This is a genomic window from Corynebacterium kefirresidentii, assembly GCF_016599755.1.
Classification (GTDB): domain Bacteria; phylum Actinomycetota; class Actinomycetes; order Mycobacteriales; family Mycobacteriaceae; genus Corynebacterium; species Corynebacterium kefirresidentii.
In genome coordinates, this window is record NZ_CP067012.1 from 2,215,835 (window position 1) to 2,230,639 (window position 14,805).

The following is a 14,805-nucleotide window of genomic DNA, read 5'->3' on the forward strand; positions in this document are numbered from 1 at the left end:
GCCCCTCCTTAGGGCGGATGAGATTGTGTATATTCCCCCGAAAAAGCATCTGTGCTTTCTCATCTTTATTGGACTGAACTTTCCACCAAACGGTTCCCGCCTGGGGCAAAGTTTTTAAGACTATTTTTTGACCAGGCTTTCCGTAGCCATGCGGCAGGCTGCCTTTTGCACAGCATTGGAATTGTGGCGGGTATGGCACCCCACAGACATCTGATGCCCACGGTCTTCCCAGGTAGTCCACTCCACCAAAGAGCCGTCCCCTGGGTCTTCGGTATAGCTCAGGCGCCCGGCCTTATCGGTGGCATCGCGTAGCGCCGGGTCTTCGTCGACCTGCGCGCGGATTTCTTTAAAAAGTGCATCCGCCGGAACGTTAAACATTTCATCCGCCGCCAATAGGATACGCAGGTTCGGATCCTCCCCGGTGGCGGTAACCAACCCATCTTCTACCTTGGTATGAAACCCGGTGGGAACGACCACAAACATCCCCTCAATATCTAGATGCTTCTCCCCTGGATTTAATTCGTTACCACCTGGTTCTGCAGTATCCACGGCACTGGACTCTGGCGAGTTGGGCACGGATTCCATTGCGCTGTCGCGGCCCGGCTGTGCGGCGCGTGGTTGTGGGCGGGAATCACCTGAGGCGGCATCACTGTCTGCTGAATCTCGTGCGCCGATAGCCCACCAGGAAGCTCCGGCAACGGCAATAATGACCACTGCAATTGCGAGGTGGAAGATATCAATAGCCCCGAGCCAACCGCGCAGCCGGTCGGACCAGCTTGGTGTTACTGGCTCATCATAGGCTGGCGCTTCCATCACTCTGGTGGGAGAAGCTGGTTCCGCAATCTCCGTAGCCGGATGAGTAGGGGTTCCAAATGAGGTTGACGTAGCTAACGAGGAGATAGCTGGTTCTGGGTCAATGAGCCGCACCCCGGTGACTTCCAATTGCCGGCTGACAATGGTGGTGGCCTCCTGCGCAATGTCCGTGCCGGACGAGTCTGCCACCACGCAAGCTTCCACGTCGGGCCAGGACGGCCCGGCCAACTTTGAAATCTGATCCATGACCTGCCCCAAAGCCCAACCTTCCACGATGCCGGTACCCGGCAGGTCGTAGCGGTATACCGAATCAGGCCCTTCAAAAATGGTGGCCGCGTCTAGGATCGTGACGGTAATTGGTACAGCGTTAGTCTCCCCACCGTCAGTGATTGGGGCGCCGGTATGCGAATTCGCGCTGAGGTTGGTGGTCATTTACTTCTCTCCTTCTGGGTACACCACTTGGGCGACGCCGAGGTTTTCACCCCGGATGCTCCACTGACCGCGGCCGGGTGGTTGTTGGCTGGGTTTAAGGCCAAAGATGGTGCCTTCGTCCCGGTCGGCGTCGAAAAGCAGCAACGCTGGTTGAAGATCGCGCACTGCAGAGAAGAATTGGCCGAAAAGGGCGCGGCCAATGCCACCGGACTTGCGAGCGACGATGAGATGCAGGCCAATGTCGCGGGCGTGCGGGAGTAGCTCCAGGAGCGGTGAAAGGGCAATATCGCTCAGCAGGTCCGCATCGTCGATGACTAAGTAGATATCTGGGCCCTTCCACCAGTCTCGTGCGGCGAGCTGCGCTGGGGTAATATCCGGGCCCGGCAGGCGGGATTCCAGTGTCCGGACAGTATCGAGAATGGTCTCTTGTGCACTTGTCTGCGTTGCGGCATAAGCGGCAACCATGTCTTGGTTCAAAGTTCCCAAGTGGGCCCGCCGCTGGTCGATGACCACAAGGCGAGCGTCTTCCCGCGCGAAGGCGCAGATACCGCGCATTATTTGTGCCAAGAAGGTGGACTTGCCGCAACCCTGCGCTCCTATTGCCACTAGGTGCGGCTCGCGCGATGGATTCCACGTCAGCGGATCGAGATCCCGTCCGCCGATGCCCCAGGCGATCTCGCCGTCGGGAATTTCCCCTTGAGTAGCAAGGGCAGACGGGGTGAGTACCGCGGGCAGCATCTTGAGTTGCGGAACTGGATCGGCTGCGGTATGAACGCGGCAAATGTGGGCGATGTCCTGGTTTGATGTGCGAGCTAGGAGCATATTCTCTCCGGCCAAGGTGAGCCCGCGGCCCGGCGCGCTGGGTAGCTTCTGCTGCAACTTGCGGTCAATAAGCGAATCCAAGGACTCACCAAGGCGCAGCTCAAGTCGGTTCGCTATGAGATCGCGGATAGCGGGGCGCATCGTGGTCCACCGCGAGGTGGCAATGACGACATGCACGTGGGCAGAGGCGCCATCGGCGACTATCTCTGTGACTTTCTCCGCTATGTCTTCAAACTCCGCGCTGGAGGTGCCAATGTGGTGCCAGCCATCGATGACGAGGAAAGTTGCGCACTGTTCCGGGCGGCGAACAAGACCGGCTACTTCGTCCACAATGCGCCGCACCTTTTCCCCCTCCTCACGCCCGGCAACTCCGGCAACGTGGGGCAGTCTCTCCAGAGACGCTAGCTGACCGCCACCCAAATCGATGACGTAGAAGCGTGCCGCCTTGGGGCTATGCCGTAGCGCCAGAGCCGAGACGATGGTGCGCAGCGCACTTGATTTTCCTGACTGCGGGCCGCCGCATAAGGCCATGTGCCCGCCGTGCTGGTGGAAATCAATTATCAGCTCATCTTGGCGTTGGTAATACGGTCTATCAATAATGCCGACGGGAGCCAGCAGCGTCCCGTTACCTGCAACAGACGACGAGGCGCCCACGTCCGCTCCGCTAGACAGTCCGGGTAATGCAGATAGCTCAATGACCGGTGGTAGCGGCGGCAGCCAGATACGGTGCGCCGATTGATCACGCAATCGGGCTTCTTCTGCCGCGGCACGCACGACCTCGCTAAGCACAGTGGTGGTGTCATCGAGAACAACCACAGGGCTAGTGCTTTCTTCCTCCTCTGCCCAACCTCGAAAGAACTGCACGCGGCCGCGGGCTACGGCGGGTCCGTCCCCATGAGCTTCAGCTATCGCCCGGCGCGGCACGGGCCCAGAAACATAGGAGGCTTGGAAACGAATCAACGCCTCGGCATCAGACTTGAGGTAGCCCGCGCCGGGTTGGCCGGGCAAATGGTAGGCATCGGTCACGCCCAATACTTGACGGGATTCCGCCGAAGAGAAGGTTTTTAGCCCGATTCGGTAGGACAGGTGGGAATCCAGCCCCCGCAACCGGCCTTCTTCAAGTCTTTGAGAGGCTAAAAGCAGGTGCACGTGGAGACTGCGCCCCAAGCGGCCAACGGCAACGAAAAGTTCCGCAAAATCAGGGTGCTGGCCCAAAAGCTCCGAGAACTCGTCAACAACAATGACCAAGGCGGGCAGTGGCCCGTGCTCGCGTACTGCAGCGGCGGAAGCGTTGTACTCGCTGACGTTGGCGAAGTTTCCGGCGGTGCGCAACAACTCTTGGCGGCGGTTCATCTCACCGGAGATGGCATCGTACATGCGCTCTACCAGCGTAGATTCCTCTTCCAAGTTAGTAATCACTGCAGAGGTATGCGGCAGGTGGTCACATCCTAAGAAAGTAGCGCCGCCTTTGAAATCCACCAGTACGAGGTTCAGCTCGTCCGGACTATGGGTAGCTGCAAGCGCGGTGACGAGGGTGCGTAGGAGCTCCGACTTGCCGCTGCCGGTCGCGCCGATGCACAGGCCATGCGGGCCCATGCCACCGTGGGCAGATTCCTTAAGATCCACCGTGACGGGTTGGCCGACCGTATCGATGCCGACGGGCACCATGAGGCGCGCCGAGCCTTCTCGGCCATGCCACATGCCGCTGGCCGCTAGTTCTTCCACGTCGCGATAGCCTAAAAGGCCCATGAGGTCACTTCCATGGCGGCCAGAGGTGCTATCGGGCCGGCGAAAGGAAGCCATGCTGCGCGCAAGCAATGTCGCAGCGGCCACGCCCATTCCATCGGGAGCCCCTAGTTCTTCCACCCCGGCTGCGGTGACTACCTGCAAGTGCTCCCCTGCCACCAGGCTTAGGCCTTCGTGCTCGGCACGTACCCCCAGCGCCGAGGACGGCGCCCCTGCGACCTCGATGATGGTGGTGTAAGAATCATCGTGGAAAAAATCCTCGGTGCCCGTAGTCAGCACGCCATCGACAATGAGGATGCGAAAGCGTGCCTTCTCCGGCGTGCGAGCGTGGGGCAGCCACTTTAGCCATTCCCACGGCCCACCACGAGCCTCGATGCCGCAAGCTTCTGGGCCATGCGCCAATGCCATCTGGAGGACCATAGCGCGCACCATATCGCGGGCGGGATCCGCAGGCTCTTCACCTCGCGTCGACGCCGTACCGGAAACAGAAAGAAAGCGAAAAGCCTGCAATTGAATAACCACCGGCATATCGGGCACGGTACCCACCGCTTTGATGGTCTGGCGCATGCTCACTGCACACACTGGGTCTAAGTCCTCGGTGGCTCCAGAATCCGGCACGTTGATGGGAGTGCACAGCGTGGTAGGCCCAGTTCCTACGCGTACCTCGAGGGCATCCGAGTCATCGGGGCCGCGCTCCCACATGCGACGCGAGCCTATCAGCGCGCTAAGCTCTTCCGGTGCGGGGTGGCGATAGTTCTCATGTGCGCGCTGCGCAGAAGCGTTGCATAGGGCCTTTTCCCGTAAGGCTTTGATGTGGCGCAGGTAGGTGCGTCGGGTTTCATCAGGATCCTGCCCGCTGTTATTGGGCCCAAACATCATCGCCATGCTCGCCAGCATCATCAGCGGAAACATCAAGGCCATCGGGCTTATCTGCCGGGAATCTCCCGCACCAAGCACCATAAGGGCGACCATGCCAAGCATCGCCGCAATCATCACCACCGGAAGGAGCAGCCGCACCAGCGGTACCGGTTGTGGGCGTACTGCCTCTGGGACCTCCTCGGCCTCAATGCTCCCGGTGGGCAGCGGCGGTGCAGCATCCCGCAATGGCATGGTCAACGGCTCAATTACACGGGTATCCCCGATCCCAAGCATGCTTAGGTAACCTCCCCCGAGCCACGCGCCAGCGCCCTTAGCCCCCTGCCAAGATTCCTCGCGCTGCGGTGGACACGTCGCCACTAGTAAGCCACAATATGTGGCATTGGGCAAGGGGGACGCCCACAATCCATTGACTTTCGGGGGAATAATGACTACTGCTACAGCGCACCACCTGCGCCTTACCATCCGCATTCACGCCGGTACATTCCACAAAGAGGCGGACGTGGCACTACCGTTGAGTTCCAGCGTGGGCGAGCTTTTGGCTGAAATCACGGACTTAGTGGATGCGCCCACGATTTCCGAGCCCTGGCGCGCCAGTACTGTTTCTGGCCGCGCTATCGATCTCACCGCCCCGCTGGCCGCCACTCCACTTACCGAAGGCGCCATCCTGGTTATTAGTCCGCGCGAGCGCCGCCCTGCGCCGGTGATTCGAGATGCAGCAGAATCGCTTGCCGCCGCGGCCGAGGAGGATACTACCGCTGCCCTTCCTGTTGTTTGGGCGTGGGGAGGGCTACTTGCCGCCTTCGCTTTGCTCTGGGTTAGCACCCTTCCCCTTGCGGCGTGGGCGGCGCTGGCCGCAGGAGCGCTTTTGCTCGCCCTGTGGATCCGTGTCCTGTCGCTGGTGCACCTTAGCTTGGTGGCCAGCATGGCGTGCGGCTGGGTGATAATTTCGCCCTCGCTGGATGAGGCGCCTTTTGCCGCATTTACCGCCTGTTTCACCCTGCTCATCGTGCTACTTGCCTGCCACGTCACCGGGTTAAGCACGGTTCGCACCAGCTCTGCGGCACTCACTGTCTCGGCTCTCATCTTCATCGCGGCATTGGGGTATCTGCTGCCTGGACCAAAGGCAGGACTACACGCCAGCCACGGTACGGCGGCCGCTGCCTGTGTCATCATCGCCGGCATTATTATGCTGGCCACTGCCCCTGCATTGAGCATTGCTACTGCTGGCCTCAAGGTTCCGCAGCTGCCCACGGCCGGCCAAGATCTTGCGGTATCCGATGCTAGCCAGCCGGATGTCGATAGCCGCGCGTGCCGCGCCAGCAGCGCCTACGAGGGAATGTGCTGCGGCCTGTCACTCTGTCTTATTCCGGCGCTCATCGCTCTCTCGTTTACAGGCAGTGGTCCGGCCCTATCGCCGACCCATGGCGCGCCTGATTCTTTCACCGAGTACATTTCGGTGCTTTTTGGAACTGAGGGCTCCGGCGCGGGCTTCGTCCAAGCACTCTGTGTTACTTCCGCGGGTGCCGTAATTATGCACGCCTCCCGGCACGGTCGTGCGCTAGCCAGTTGGGCACTCATGGTTTTGGCAATTGCCGCGTGCCTGGCTACTTGTCTCTGTGCCACCCACGCGATAGTAGATTCCGGGCTCGCACATGCTTGGGCACCAGCCTTGATTTCCGGTCTCGTTCTCATCGCTATGATTAGTGCCCCGCTGTGGGCGTCCAAGGTGGCGGGGCTAGAACCCACCACCATCGCTTGGTTTGAGCGCATCGAATCCCTAGCTATTGCCGCCAGCTTGCCACTCGCCGCCCACCTAACCGGCGTTTTCATGCTCATCAGGGGTATCGGATGATGCGCAGTCTACCTACTACATTGTGGATAAGCCCGGCGCTTCTTGCTTGCATAGCTGTGGCAATACTTCCCGTTACCTTAGGTGCTGCGGCATTAGTAACCGCTCCCGATGCGACCGCACGTGAACCGGACCGCGAATGCGCAATCGCGCATTCCTCACCGCTTTCGCCCCAACCTAGCGAGGATCAGCTCAACTACCGCGCCCGTCTGCACTCCTTTGCCACCGGGGAGGGCGTAAAGGTTGCCGTTATCGATACCGGCGTGGCTACCCACGATCAGCTGCGGCACCTCAGCGGCGGCGCGGACCTTATCGCGCCGGAGGAACCGGAGCCGCACCGCGACTGCGACCTGCACGGCACCGTCGTAGCCGGTATCATCGCCGGCCACGATATTGGTATCGCGCCACGGGCGGAAATCTACGCTGTGCGCCAAACCAGCGCGCATTATCGCCAAGAGCGAGAAGACAATACCACCGGCTCGCTAGATACCTTGGCCCAAGCGATTGATGACGCCGCCGATGGCGGCGCCCGCATCATCAATATCTCCGTTGTTTCTTGCGTCCCGCCGGATGTGGCCGCCCAGGTGGATACTTCCCGGTTGGACGGTGCTTTAGCACATGCGGAAGAATCTGGATCCGTGGTAATTGCCGCATCCGGCAACGCTTCTTCCGGTAGCTGCGAGATGGGTGACCGAGTATTTCCAGCGGATTCGCCCACAGTGCTCTCAGTAAGCGCCCAAGCGGATTCGCACGAGCTCGCTGACTACTCTCTGAGTTCGGCGGATGGCCCACAACTGGCTGCGCAAGGATTTGTACCACTCGCGCTCAATCCCGCCGGCGGATGGGCCGACGGCAAAGAGGGCACGGACGGCACGTCCCAATTTCACGGCACCTCCTTTGCCGCGCCGGTAGTCAGCGGCACGGCGGCCCTACTGGCGCAGCGTTTCCCCGATGACAGCCCGGCCGCCCTGCGTAAACGCTTAGAAGACGCCGCGGAGCCGGGACACGGATTCGTCGACCCGCTCACGGTGCTCACCCACGTGGAATCATCCACGCTCGGAGATACCCGAGCAATGGCTATCCGCCCCGCCGAAAAGAGCACATCACGCGCACCTATGCACAGTGCATGGGTACTCGGCGGGTTGGCGTTGGCGCTAGCCGCGTGGGCAACGTGGCGCGGGCTGTGGTCTAAGAGCTGACCTGCAGCGCCTGCTCCCGGCTAAGCGCCGAGCCTTCCGGCAGCAAACGCAGAATCTCCCAGGGCACCCGCGCGCCTACACCAGTGCCCAGCGCCTCTAAGGTCTCTTTATCCTTGACCTCGTGCCGCTGACCCGTCGGTGCAACCACGTGGTAGCCATGACCGCTATCTACTCCTACGCCTCCGCCGTTGAGACCACCAAAGCGCTGCGCCACCGCCTCACCAGCCAAGGCTACGGTACCTGCTTGGGCAGGTACCACTTCCCCGCCGCCCTCATTACTCGCACACATCCAACCATCGTCTGGGCTCACAAAGCGGAAAGTGGTGGAGGGAAGGTTGAGGTTTAAGGGGACGTCGGCAAGCGCAGCAATCTCCTGGGCCGTGGATGTCGCCGTCTTGGCGCCTAATCCAATAAGCATCTGCGCCTGCGTGGGCGTAAGCTCGGCGACGCCATCGGGTGTGCGCGCCCATAGGCCCTGGCCTGTGTCTACGACCTCCGGCGGCTGCGCCGGAAAATTCAGCGGAGGCAACTCCGCAAAAGCATTGAGCAGCTCAGGCGGCATGGGCCAGGCGTGGGTGCCGTCGTCCACACCAATCGCGCGACGCACCACACGCCCCTGGGTGCTAGAGGGATCAGGCAACGCCACCCGGCCGTCCTGAGTAATAAGCCACTGCGTGCCTTCGGTCTCCACCAATGCGGCGCGCTCCGGCCCTAGGCCTTCCTGGTCGGGCTCGGCAAGCACGATGACCTCTTGTGCAGCAACCTGGTGGCCGCCGATGCTAGTCGGGTTTTCCGCCCCTGAGGACTCCTCTTTACCTGCCAAACAGGCCGCCCAGCGCTGCTGCGGAGTCTCGCTGGCAGCCGCAAGGTACCCCGGGGCATCCGCGATCCCTACCGGGGACCCCAGAAGCGCGTCGTGCAGGTGTTCATCCCCTATCGCCTGAGCCTCGGCAGCCTGACCGGCGATGATGCGCGCAGAAGCCAAGTTGAAGACTGGGTGGTAGGTATCATTGACATCCACAAATAGCTGGCCTTGCTTCGAGCGCACGATGGGCGCATCACCCGGCTGTGGGCTCGGTTGCAGCCATGCGAGCATGCCGGAGCCCACCGCAAGGAAGGCTACGCCCACTCCGCCGAAAAGCAGGGCCTTGCGCCGCCTTGCCAAAGGATCATGAATCATCCTGATATCGCCCAATACGAGCCCGTGCTCGACGCGGCGGCGCAGAAATTTATGCCCCGAAACTTGGGCCTTAGTAGTAGGCAGCGGACGTGCCATGATTTTCCCCCGAAAAGTCTGTGTACACCCAGCACACAGGCTATCCCAGGTAGGCTCCTACCGCCACCTGGAAAGCTAGTCGGCGCTGCGCCGTTCCCGAGTAGCCTCGGCGCGGGCGGCCAGCTGATCCGCCGCCGGGTAATCCACGGCCACCAGAGAAAGCCCTTTCGCCGGAGCCACGGGGATGCTGGAGGAACGTTTGGTCTCGTGGAGCAGCGCTGCGGCGAAGTCGGCATCGCGGCGCCCCTCCCCTACGCGCAGGCAGCACCCCACCAGGGATCGCACCATGGACCAGCAAAACGCATCGGCGCTCACGCGGGCTTCAAAAAGCTCCGGTTCTTCGGGCGTTGAAATATCCCGCCAGGAGAACTCTTGCAGCTCACGAATGGTCGTGGCATTCGGCTTAGCTTTGCAGAAGGCCGCGAAGTCATGCAGGCCTACCAACGCGGTGGCGGCCTCCTGCATCGCATCGATATCCACTGGCTTTATCCACTCGGCGGTATCCCGCGCACGCGTCGGCAAAGCGCCCCGCGGGCTGGTAGTAATCCGGTATACATAATGCCTGCGCAACGCCGAGAAACGCGCATCAAAGCCCGCGGGCGCAAACTCGCAGCTATGTACCCGCACGTCTTCAGGCAAAAGCTTTGCTAACCGACGCACCAGCTTCCCCGGTTCCCCCGCCACTGAGCGCTGCTCCAGCATCTCTTTGGGAACGTCCACGTGGGCGACCTGGCCACGCGCATGGACGCCGGCGTCCGTCCGGCCGGCGACCGTTAGCGGTACCTCGGCGCGGGCAATCATCGCGAGTGTTTCTTCCAGCACGCCTTGCACGGTGCGCAGACCGCCTTTTTGCTTCGCCCAGCCGTGGAAATCCGTTCCGTCATAGGCCAAGTCCAAGCGCAGGCGCACGAACCCGTCTGCCGGCCCTTCTGCGGTGGTAGATGCTGCAACAGTCATGGTGGGATTCATGCTACCGGAGGCGCTTCCCTTGACCAGAGCCGGGCCCAGCTCCCCGTGCACCGTTCCGAAGAGTGCAGACATAAAAAGCCGCCGCCCTCCCACAAGTGGGAAAGGCGGCGGCAAAGCGCTAAGGCCGAAGGGGAATTACTTCTCCTCGGACTCCTCAGCTGCAGTCTCCTCAGCAGGTGCCTCGGTCTCTGCAGCCTCGTCTGCCTTAGCTTCCTCAGCCTCGGCGGCCTTAGAAGCGGCAGCGCGGGTAGCGCGGTTAGCCTCGGAGGTCACGGTCTCCTCAAGAACGAGGGAGATCTGGGACATCGGGGCATTGTCACCGGTGCGGTTGTCCAGCTTGATGGTGCGGGTGTAGCCACCCTCACGGTTCTCAAACTTCGGTGCGACCTCGTCGAACAGGTAGGAAACGACATCCTTGCGCGGGATGAGCTTCAGCACTGCGCGGCGGTCAGCAACGGTGCCGGACTTAGCCTTGGTGATGATCTTTTCGATGTACGGGCGAAGAACCTTCGCCTTAGCATCGGTGGTCTTGATAGCGCCGTGCTCGATCAGGCTGGCTGCCAGGTTGCTCAGCATGTGAGCCTGCTGCTTGGCGGAGCCGCCGAGACGGGCACCCTTCTTAGGGGTTGGCATTGTGTACTCCTCGTATGCGGTAAAAGTTGAGCGCGCGGCAATTAGGTAATTGCCGCAAGTCAGCGGGGTTCTTTACTCGGAATCCTCAGCAGCCGGGTCCTTGAAGTCACCGGTTTCTGCGTCGTAGCCCTCGAGCTGGGTCGGGTCAAAGTCCTCAGGGGTGTCCTTGAGAGCCAGGCCCAGGTTAGCCAGCTTGATCTTTACCTCATTGATCGACTTCTGGCCGAAGTTGCGGATATCCAGCAGGTCGGACTCGGTGCATTCAGCGAGCTCGCCCACGGTGTGGATCTCCTGACGCTTCAGGCAGTTATAAGAGCGGACGGAGAAGTTCAGGTCTTCGATCGGCATGCCATAAGCAGCGATGTACTCGGTCTCCTGCGGGGAGGGTCCGATCTCGATGCCTTCGGCAGCGTTGTTCAGCTCGCGAGCCAGGCCGAAAAGCTCGACCAGGGTGCCACCGGCGGAAGCCAGTGCATCGCGTGCGGAGATCGAGTTCTTGGTTTCGACGTCGATGGTCAGCTTGTCAAAGTCGGTGCGCTGCTCAACACGAGTAGCTTCGACCTTATAAGAGACCTTCAGAACCGGGGAGTAAATCTGGTCGACCGGGATACGGCCGATCTCACCGGAGGTAGGAGCGGCTGGGACGTAGCCACGGCCGCGCTCGACGACGAGCTCAATGTCCAGCTTGGCGGTGTCATTCAGGGAAGCGATGTGCAGATCCGGGTTGTGGATCTCCACGCCAGCCGGCGGCTGGATATCGCCCGCGGTGACATCGCCCGGGCCCTCCTTGCTCAGGTACATAACTACCGGCTCATCAGAGTCGGAAGAAAGCACCATGCTCTTGATGTTCAAGATGATCTCAGAAACGTCTTCCTTCACACCGTTGATGGTGGTGAACTCGTGGAGAACACCATCGATCTTGATGGAGGTTACTGCTGCACCCGGAATGGAAGACAGCAGGGTACGACGCAGCGAGTTACCGAGGGTGTAGCCAAAGCCCGGCTCGAGCGGTTCGATGACGAACTTGGAACGAGACGAGTCGATGAATTCCTCGGTGAGCTGAGGACGCTGGGAAATGAGCATTGAAATTCTCCTTTTCGGCGACCGCTATTTGACGCCGGTAGAGGGGTAAAAATCTTCGGGTTCGAAGATTCCTGGTTCTCCGCCAGGCCATTAAAGGCCTCGCGGAATAACAGTTTACTTCGAGTAAAGCTCGACGATGAGCTGCTCCTGCAGCGGAATGTCGATCTGAGCGCGCTCGGGCAGCTGGTGCACGAGGATGCGCAGGGTATCAGGAACAACCTGCAGCCATGCCGGTACGTTGGCATCGATGAGGGCGTCCTGAGCATCTTCGAACCATTCCATCTTCTTGGAGCGGTCACGGACATCGATGATGTCGTACTGGGTGACCTTGTAGGAAGGAACGTTGATGTTCTTGCCGTTCACGGTGAAGTGACCGTGGGAGACAAGCTGGCGAGCCTGGCGGCGGGTGCGTGCCAGACCTGCACGGTAAACTACGTTGTCCAGGCGGGACTCGAGCAGGATAACCAGGTTATCGCCGGTCTTGCCCGGGAGGCGGTTAGCCTCTGCGTAGTAGCGACGGAACTGACGCTCCAGCACACCGTAGGTGTACTTTGCCTTCTGCTTCTCCTGGAGCTGCAGCAGGTACTCAGATTCCTTGATGCGGTTGCGGCCAGCCTGTCCCGGTGGGTACGGGCGGCGCTCGAATGCCATATCTCCGCCGACCAAGTCGACGCGAAGACGGCGGGATACGCGGGTAGCGGGGCCAGTGTAACGAGCCATTTTCTTACCTCTTCCTTTCCCTTAAACCTTGCGGCGCTTGGTCGGACGGCAGCCGTTGTGCGGCTGTGGGGTGGCATCCGTGATCGAGGAAACCTCGAGGCCTGCGGCCTGCAGGGAACGGATGGCGGTCTCACGGCCGGAGCCCGGACCCTTGACGAATACGTCAACCTTCTTCATGCCGTGATCCATTGCCTTGCGTGCAGCGTTCTCAGCTGCCATCTGAGCGGCGAACGGAGTGGACTTACGGGAACCCTTGAAGCCAACGTGGCCGGAGGATGCCCAGGAAATAACAGCACCGGTCTGATCGGTGATCGAGACGATGGTGTTATTGAAGGTGGACTTGATATATGCGTGGCCGAGAGCCACATTCTTCTTTACGACGCGACGGCCGGAACGGCGCGCGCCGGAACGAGTCTTTGGAGGCATGAATTACTTCTTCTTTCCTGCGATCGTCTTCTTCGGACCCTTACGAGTGCGCGCATTGGTCTTGGTGCGCTGGCCACGTACAGGCAGGCCACGACGGTGGCGCAGACCCTTGTAGCTACCGATTTCAATCTTGCGGCGGATATCAGCCTGAACCTGACGGCGGAGGTCACCCTCAACCTTCCAGGTAGCCTCAATTGCGTCACGGAGCGCCGACAGCTGGTCATCATCCAGGTTGTCAGTGCGCAGGTCAGGAGAAATGCCAGTCTTTTCTAGCAGTTCCTTGGCACGGGTTGGACCGATGCCGTAGATGTAGGTGAGAGCGACCTCCATACGCTTATTGCGTGGGAGGTCAACACCAGCTAGACGTGCCATATGGCGTGTCCTTTCGGGTTGTTACGGCGGTTTTCTCCCCATCCGTCCCACTCCATGCAACGCTTCGCCCGGACCGTGCCGGGAATCCTTGGGTTACTTACCAGTGTGGGCTCAGGCCACCGTAGCCTGAGGTGGACAGGGTGAACCTACAGGTTCACCCTTGGGTGAGGAGGCTTACAGTTTTTACTTGTAGCGGTAGACGATGCGTCCACGGGTCAGGTCATAAGGAGACAGCTCTACAACCACGCGGTCCTCTGGGAGGATGCGAATGTAGTGCTGACGCATCTTGCCAGAAATATGTGCAAGAACCTTGTGTCCATTGTCGAGCTCGACACGGAACATTGCGTTGGGCAAAGGCTCGATAATGCGGCCTTCTACCTCGATTGCGCCTTCCTTAGCCATAACCTCTACTTTTCTGGCGACGGACAAGTGTGCCGTCACCTGCATGTTTGTTGTCTACTGCGGTGGCGTATCTGCGCCAGTCTCACTGGCGTAATACACCGACTTAACAGCATACGCTGCAGCGACACGTTTTCCAAACCAGTGCGCTTTTCGACGTCGAGTTATGCGATTCCCTCTCTCCCCTAGCCTTGTGCCCACAGTCAGCATTTTAAGACCGCCAGAGAGAAGAAATCCCCCACACCGGCCCTCCTTCACGGAGAACCAACGCGGGGGAATCAATTAGCGCAGTGGCGGGAGACTTTAGTAAATGAATACTTTATCGCCGACCTGCACGTTATCCCAGTAACGCTTTGCAGCGTCCGGCGGCAGGTGTACGCAACCATTGGAGTCAACGGCCGGGTCATCCAAGTGGAAAGCGTGGCCATTGTTGGTGAAGTAGATGGAGTACGGCATCGGCGCGTTATTGAACTCGCGGGAGATTTCGTGCTCTACCTTGCGGGTGACGTGGAAGGTGCCGCGTGGGGTTTCCTGACCTTGCATGCCAGCCGACATTGCCGGGGAGACATAGGAGACCTTGCCACCGTCCTGCAGCCAGGTGCGGCGACCGTTCAAGTCAACACAAACCTTGGCGTCCGCAGGGCACGGACCACGGTCAAACTCCTTGGCGCGGCGCTGCGCTTCCGCCTTACGTGCGGCAGCCTCGGAGCGAGCCTTCTCAGCGGCAACGCGCTCGGCATTAGCGCGGGCCGCAGCCTCACGAGCCTTGCGTGCTTCCTCATTCTTCTGAGCAATCAGACCCGGGAAGAGGAATTCAACGGCGCCATCCACCGCAGTCTGAACGCTAGGAGCCAGCTCAGGAGAGAACTTCTCCGCCTGGTCCAAAATCTGGTTGCGGGTGTTCCACGCCTGCTCGCGGGTCTGGCCGTAAAAATTATCCAGCTGTGCCTTTGCATCAGCGGTGAGCCTATCTAGGCCGGACTGAGAAGAGAGCTGTGCGAGGTCAGAGTTTGCCTTGGAGCGGAGCTGATCCAGGTTAGGAACCTCCTGGGCAGTAGCGGCAGGAGCCGCAACGGTGGCACTCAAGGCCATCACGCTAGCGACTGCGGGCGCTGCGACCGTGGCACGGAACTTGCGGAAGCTAAATTTAGACATAGCTGTGAGTATAACCTTTCGGGGGGTATCTG

At 60.4% G+C, this 14,805-nt stretch carries 13 protein-coding genes; 2 read left to right on the forward strand and 11 right to left on the reverse strand.

From position 1 onward, the window contains the following. Positions 1 to 120: 120 nt before the first annotated feature. Entirely contained in the window at positions 121 to 1,245 is a 1,125-nt protein-coding gene (locus I6I12_RS10645) for a type VII secretion-associated protein (protein ID WP_200288260.1), read from the reverse strand. After that, a complete protein-coding gene (gene eccCa / locus I6I12_RS10650) occupies positions 1,246 to 4,965 on the reverse strand; it encodes a type VII secretion protein EccCa (RefSeq protein WP_200288261.1) in 3,720 nt (1,239 codons plus the stop codon). Positions 4,966 to 5,116: 151 nt separating this feature from the next. Between eccCa and eccD the strand changes: the two genes are divergently transcribed. Together eccD and I6I12_RS10660 are read left to right on the forward strand one after the other, a co-directional pair. Next, positions 5,117 to 6,544, forward strand: a complete 1,428-nt coding sequence (eccD, locus tag I6I12_RS10655) for a type VII secretion integral membrane protein EccD (protein WP_200288262.1) — start codon at positions 5,117 to 5,119, stop codon at positions 6,542 to 6,544. Positions 6,545 to 6,600: 56 nt separating this feature from the next. Continuing rightward, on the forward strand, positions 6,601 to 7,740 hold the full coding sequence (locus tag I6I12_RS10660; protein WP_234288126.1) for a S8 family serine peptidase: 1,140 nt from the start codon (positions 6,601 to 6,603) through the stop codon (positions 7,738 to 7,740). Here I6I12_RS10660 and eccB read toward each other — a convergent pair. From eccB to I6I12_RS10705, 9 genes are all read right to left on the reverse strand, one after another. Continuing rightward, positions 7,730 to 9,016: a type VII secretion protein EccB gene (eccB, locus tag I6I12_RS10665; protein ID WP_200288263.1), complete on the reverse strand. Its 1,287-nt coding sequence runs from the start codon at positions 9,014 to 9,016 to the stop codon at positions 7,730 to 7,732. The genes I6I12_RS10660 and eccB overlap by 11 nt on opposite strands. 75 nt (positions 9,017 to 9,091) lie before the next feature. Beyond that, on the reverse strand, positions 9,092 to 9,985 hold the full coding sequence (truA, locus tag I6I12_RS10670) for a tRNA pseudouridine(38-40) synthase TruA (protein WP_200289069.1): 894 nt from the start codon (positions 9,983 to 9,985) through the stop codon (positions 9,092 to 9,094). Positions 9,986 to 10,120: 135 nt separating this feature from the next. Beyond that, complete coding sequence (gene rplQ, locus I6I12_RS10675) at positions 10,121 to 10,618, reverse strand: 50S ribosomal protein L17 (protein WP_023020595.1); 498 nt, start codon at positions 10,616 to 10,618, stop codon at positions 10,121 to 10,123. Between the two features lie 72 nt (positions 10,619 to 10,690). Continuing rightward, entirely contained in the window at positions 10,691 to 11,701 is a 1,011-nt protein-coding gene (locus I6I12_RS10680; protein ID WP_005322760.1) for a DNA-directed RNA polymerase subunit alpha, read from the reverse strand. A gap of 114 nt (positions 11,702 to 11,815) precedes the next feature. Then, positions 11,816 to 12,421 carry a 30S ribosomal protein S4 gene (gene rpsD, locus I6I12_RS10685; RefSeq protein WP_005322762.1) on the reverse strand — a complete coding sequence of 202 codons (606 nt, stop codon included), beginning with the start codon at positions 12,419 to 12,421 and terminating at the stop codon, positions 11,816 to 11,818. Positions 12,422 to 12,442: 21 nt separating this feature from the next. Beyond that, a complete protein-coding gene (gene rpsK / locus I6I12_RS10690) occupies positions 12,443 to 12,847 on the reverse strand; it encodes a 30S ribosomal protein S11 (protein WP_005322764.1) in 405 nt (134 codons plus the stop codon). Between the two features lie 3 nt (positions 12,848 to 12,850). Further along, positions 12,851 to 13,219, reverse strand: a complete 369-nt coding sequence (gene rpsM / locus I6I12_RS10695) for a 30S ribosomal protein S13 (protein WP_005322765.1) — start codon at positions 13,217 to 13,219, stop codon at positions 12,851 to 12,853. Between the two features lie 183 nt (positions 13,220 to 13,402). Beyond that, the gene (gene infA, locus I6I12_RS10700) at positions 13,403 to 13,621 is read right to left on the reverse strand and encodes a translation initiation factor IF-1 (protein ID WP_004566852.1); all 219 of its coding nucleotides are present in this window, start codon (positions 13,619 to 13,621) and stop codon (positions 13,403 to 13,405) included. A gap of 300 nt (positions 13,622 to 13,921) precedes the next feature. Then, on the reverse strand, positions 13,922 to 14,773 hold the full coding sequence (locus tag I6I12_RS10705) for a L,D-transpeptidase (protein WP_200288264.1): 852 nt from the start codon (positions 14,771 to 14,773) through the stop codon (positions 13,922 to 13,924). Positions 14,774 to 14,805 lie beyond the last annotated feature (32 nt).

Excerpts from the sequence above, each read along its gene's own strand:
- I6I12_RS10645 (WP_200288260.1), bottom strand. The coding sequence starts at position 1,245 with ATGACCACCAACCTCAGCGCGAATTCGCATACCGGCGCCCCAATCACT.
- eccCa (WP_200288261.1), bottom strand. The coding sequence starts at position 4,965 with ATGCTTGGGATCGGGGATACCCGTGTAATTGAGCCGTTGACCATGCCA.
- eccD (WP_200288262.1), top strand. The coding sequence starts at position 5,117 with ATGACTACTGCTACAGCGCACCACCTGCGCCTTACCATCCGCATTCAC.
- eccB (WP_200288263.1), bottom strand. The coding sequence starts at position 9,016 with ATGGCACGTCCGCTGCCTACTACTAAGGCCCAAGTTTCGGGGCATAAA.
- truA (WP_200289069.1), bottom strand. The coding sequence starts at position 9,985 with ATGAATCCCACCATGACTGTTGCAGCATCTACCACCGCAGAAGGGCCG.
- rplQ (WP_023020595.1), bottom strand. The coding sequence starts at position 10,618 with ATGCCAACCCCTAAGAAGGGTGCCCGTCTCGGCGGCTCCGCCAAGCAG.
- I6I12_RS10680 (WP_005322760.1), bottom strand. The coding sequence starts at position 11,701 with ATGCTCATTTCCCAGCGTCCTCAGCTCACCGAGGAATTCATCGACTCG.
- rpsD (WP_005322762.1), bottom strand. The coding sequence starts at position 12,421 with ATGGCTCGTTACACTGGCCCCGCTACCCGCGTATCCCGCCGTCTTCGC.
- rpsK (WP_005322764.1), bottom strand. The coding sequence starts at position 12,847 with ATGCCTCCAAAGACTCGTTCCGGCGCGCGCCGTTCCGGCCGTCGCGTC.
- rpsM (WP_005322765.1), bottom strand. The coding sequence starts at position 13,219 with ATGGCACGTCTAGCTGGTGTTGACCTCCCACGCAATAAGCGTATGGAG.
- infA (WP_004566852.1), bottom strand. The coding sequence starts at position 13,621 with ATGGCTAAGGAAGGCGCAATCGAGGTAGAAGGCCGCATTATCGAGCCT.
- I6I12_RS10705 (WP_200288264.1), bottom strand. The coding sequence starts at position 14,773 with ATGTCTAAATTTAGCTTCCGCAAGTTCCGTGCCACGGTCGCAGCGCCC.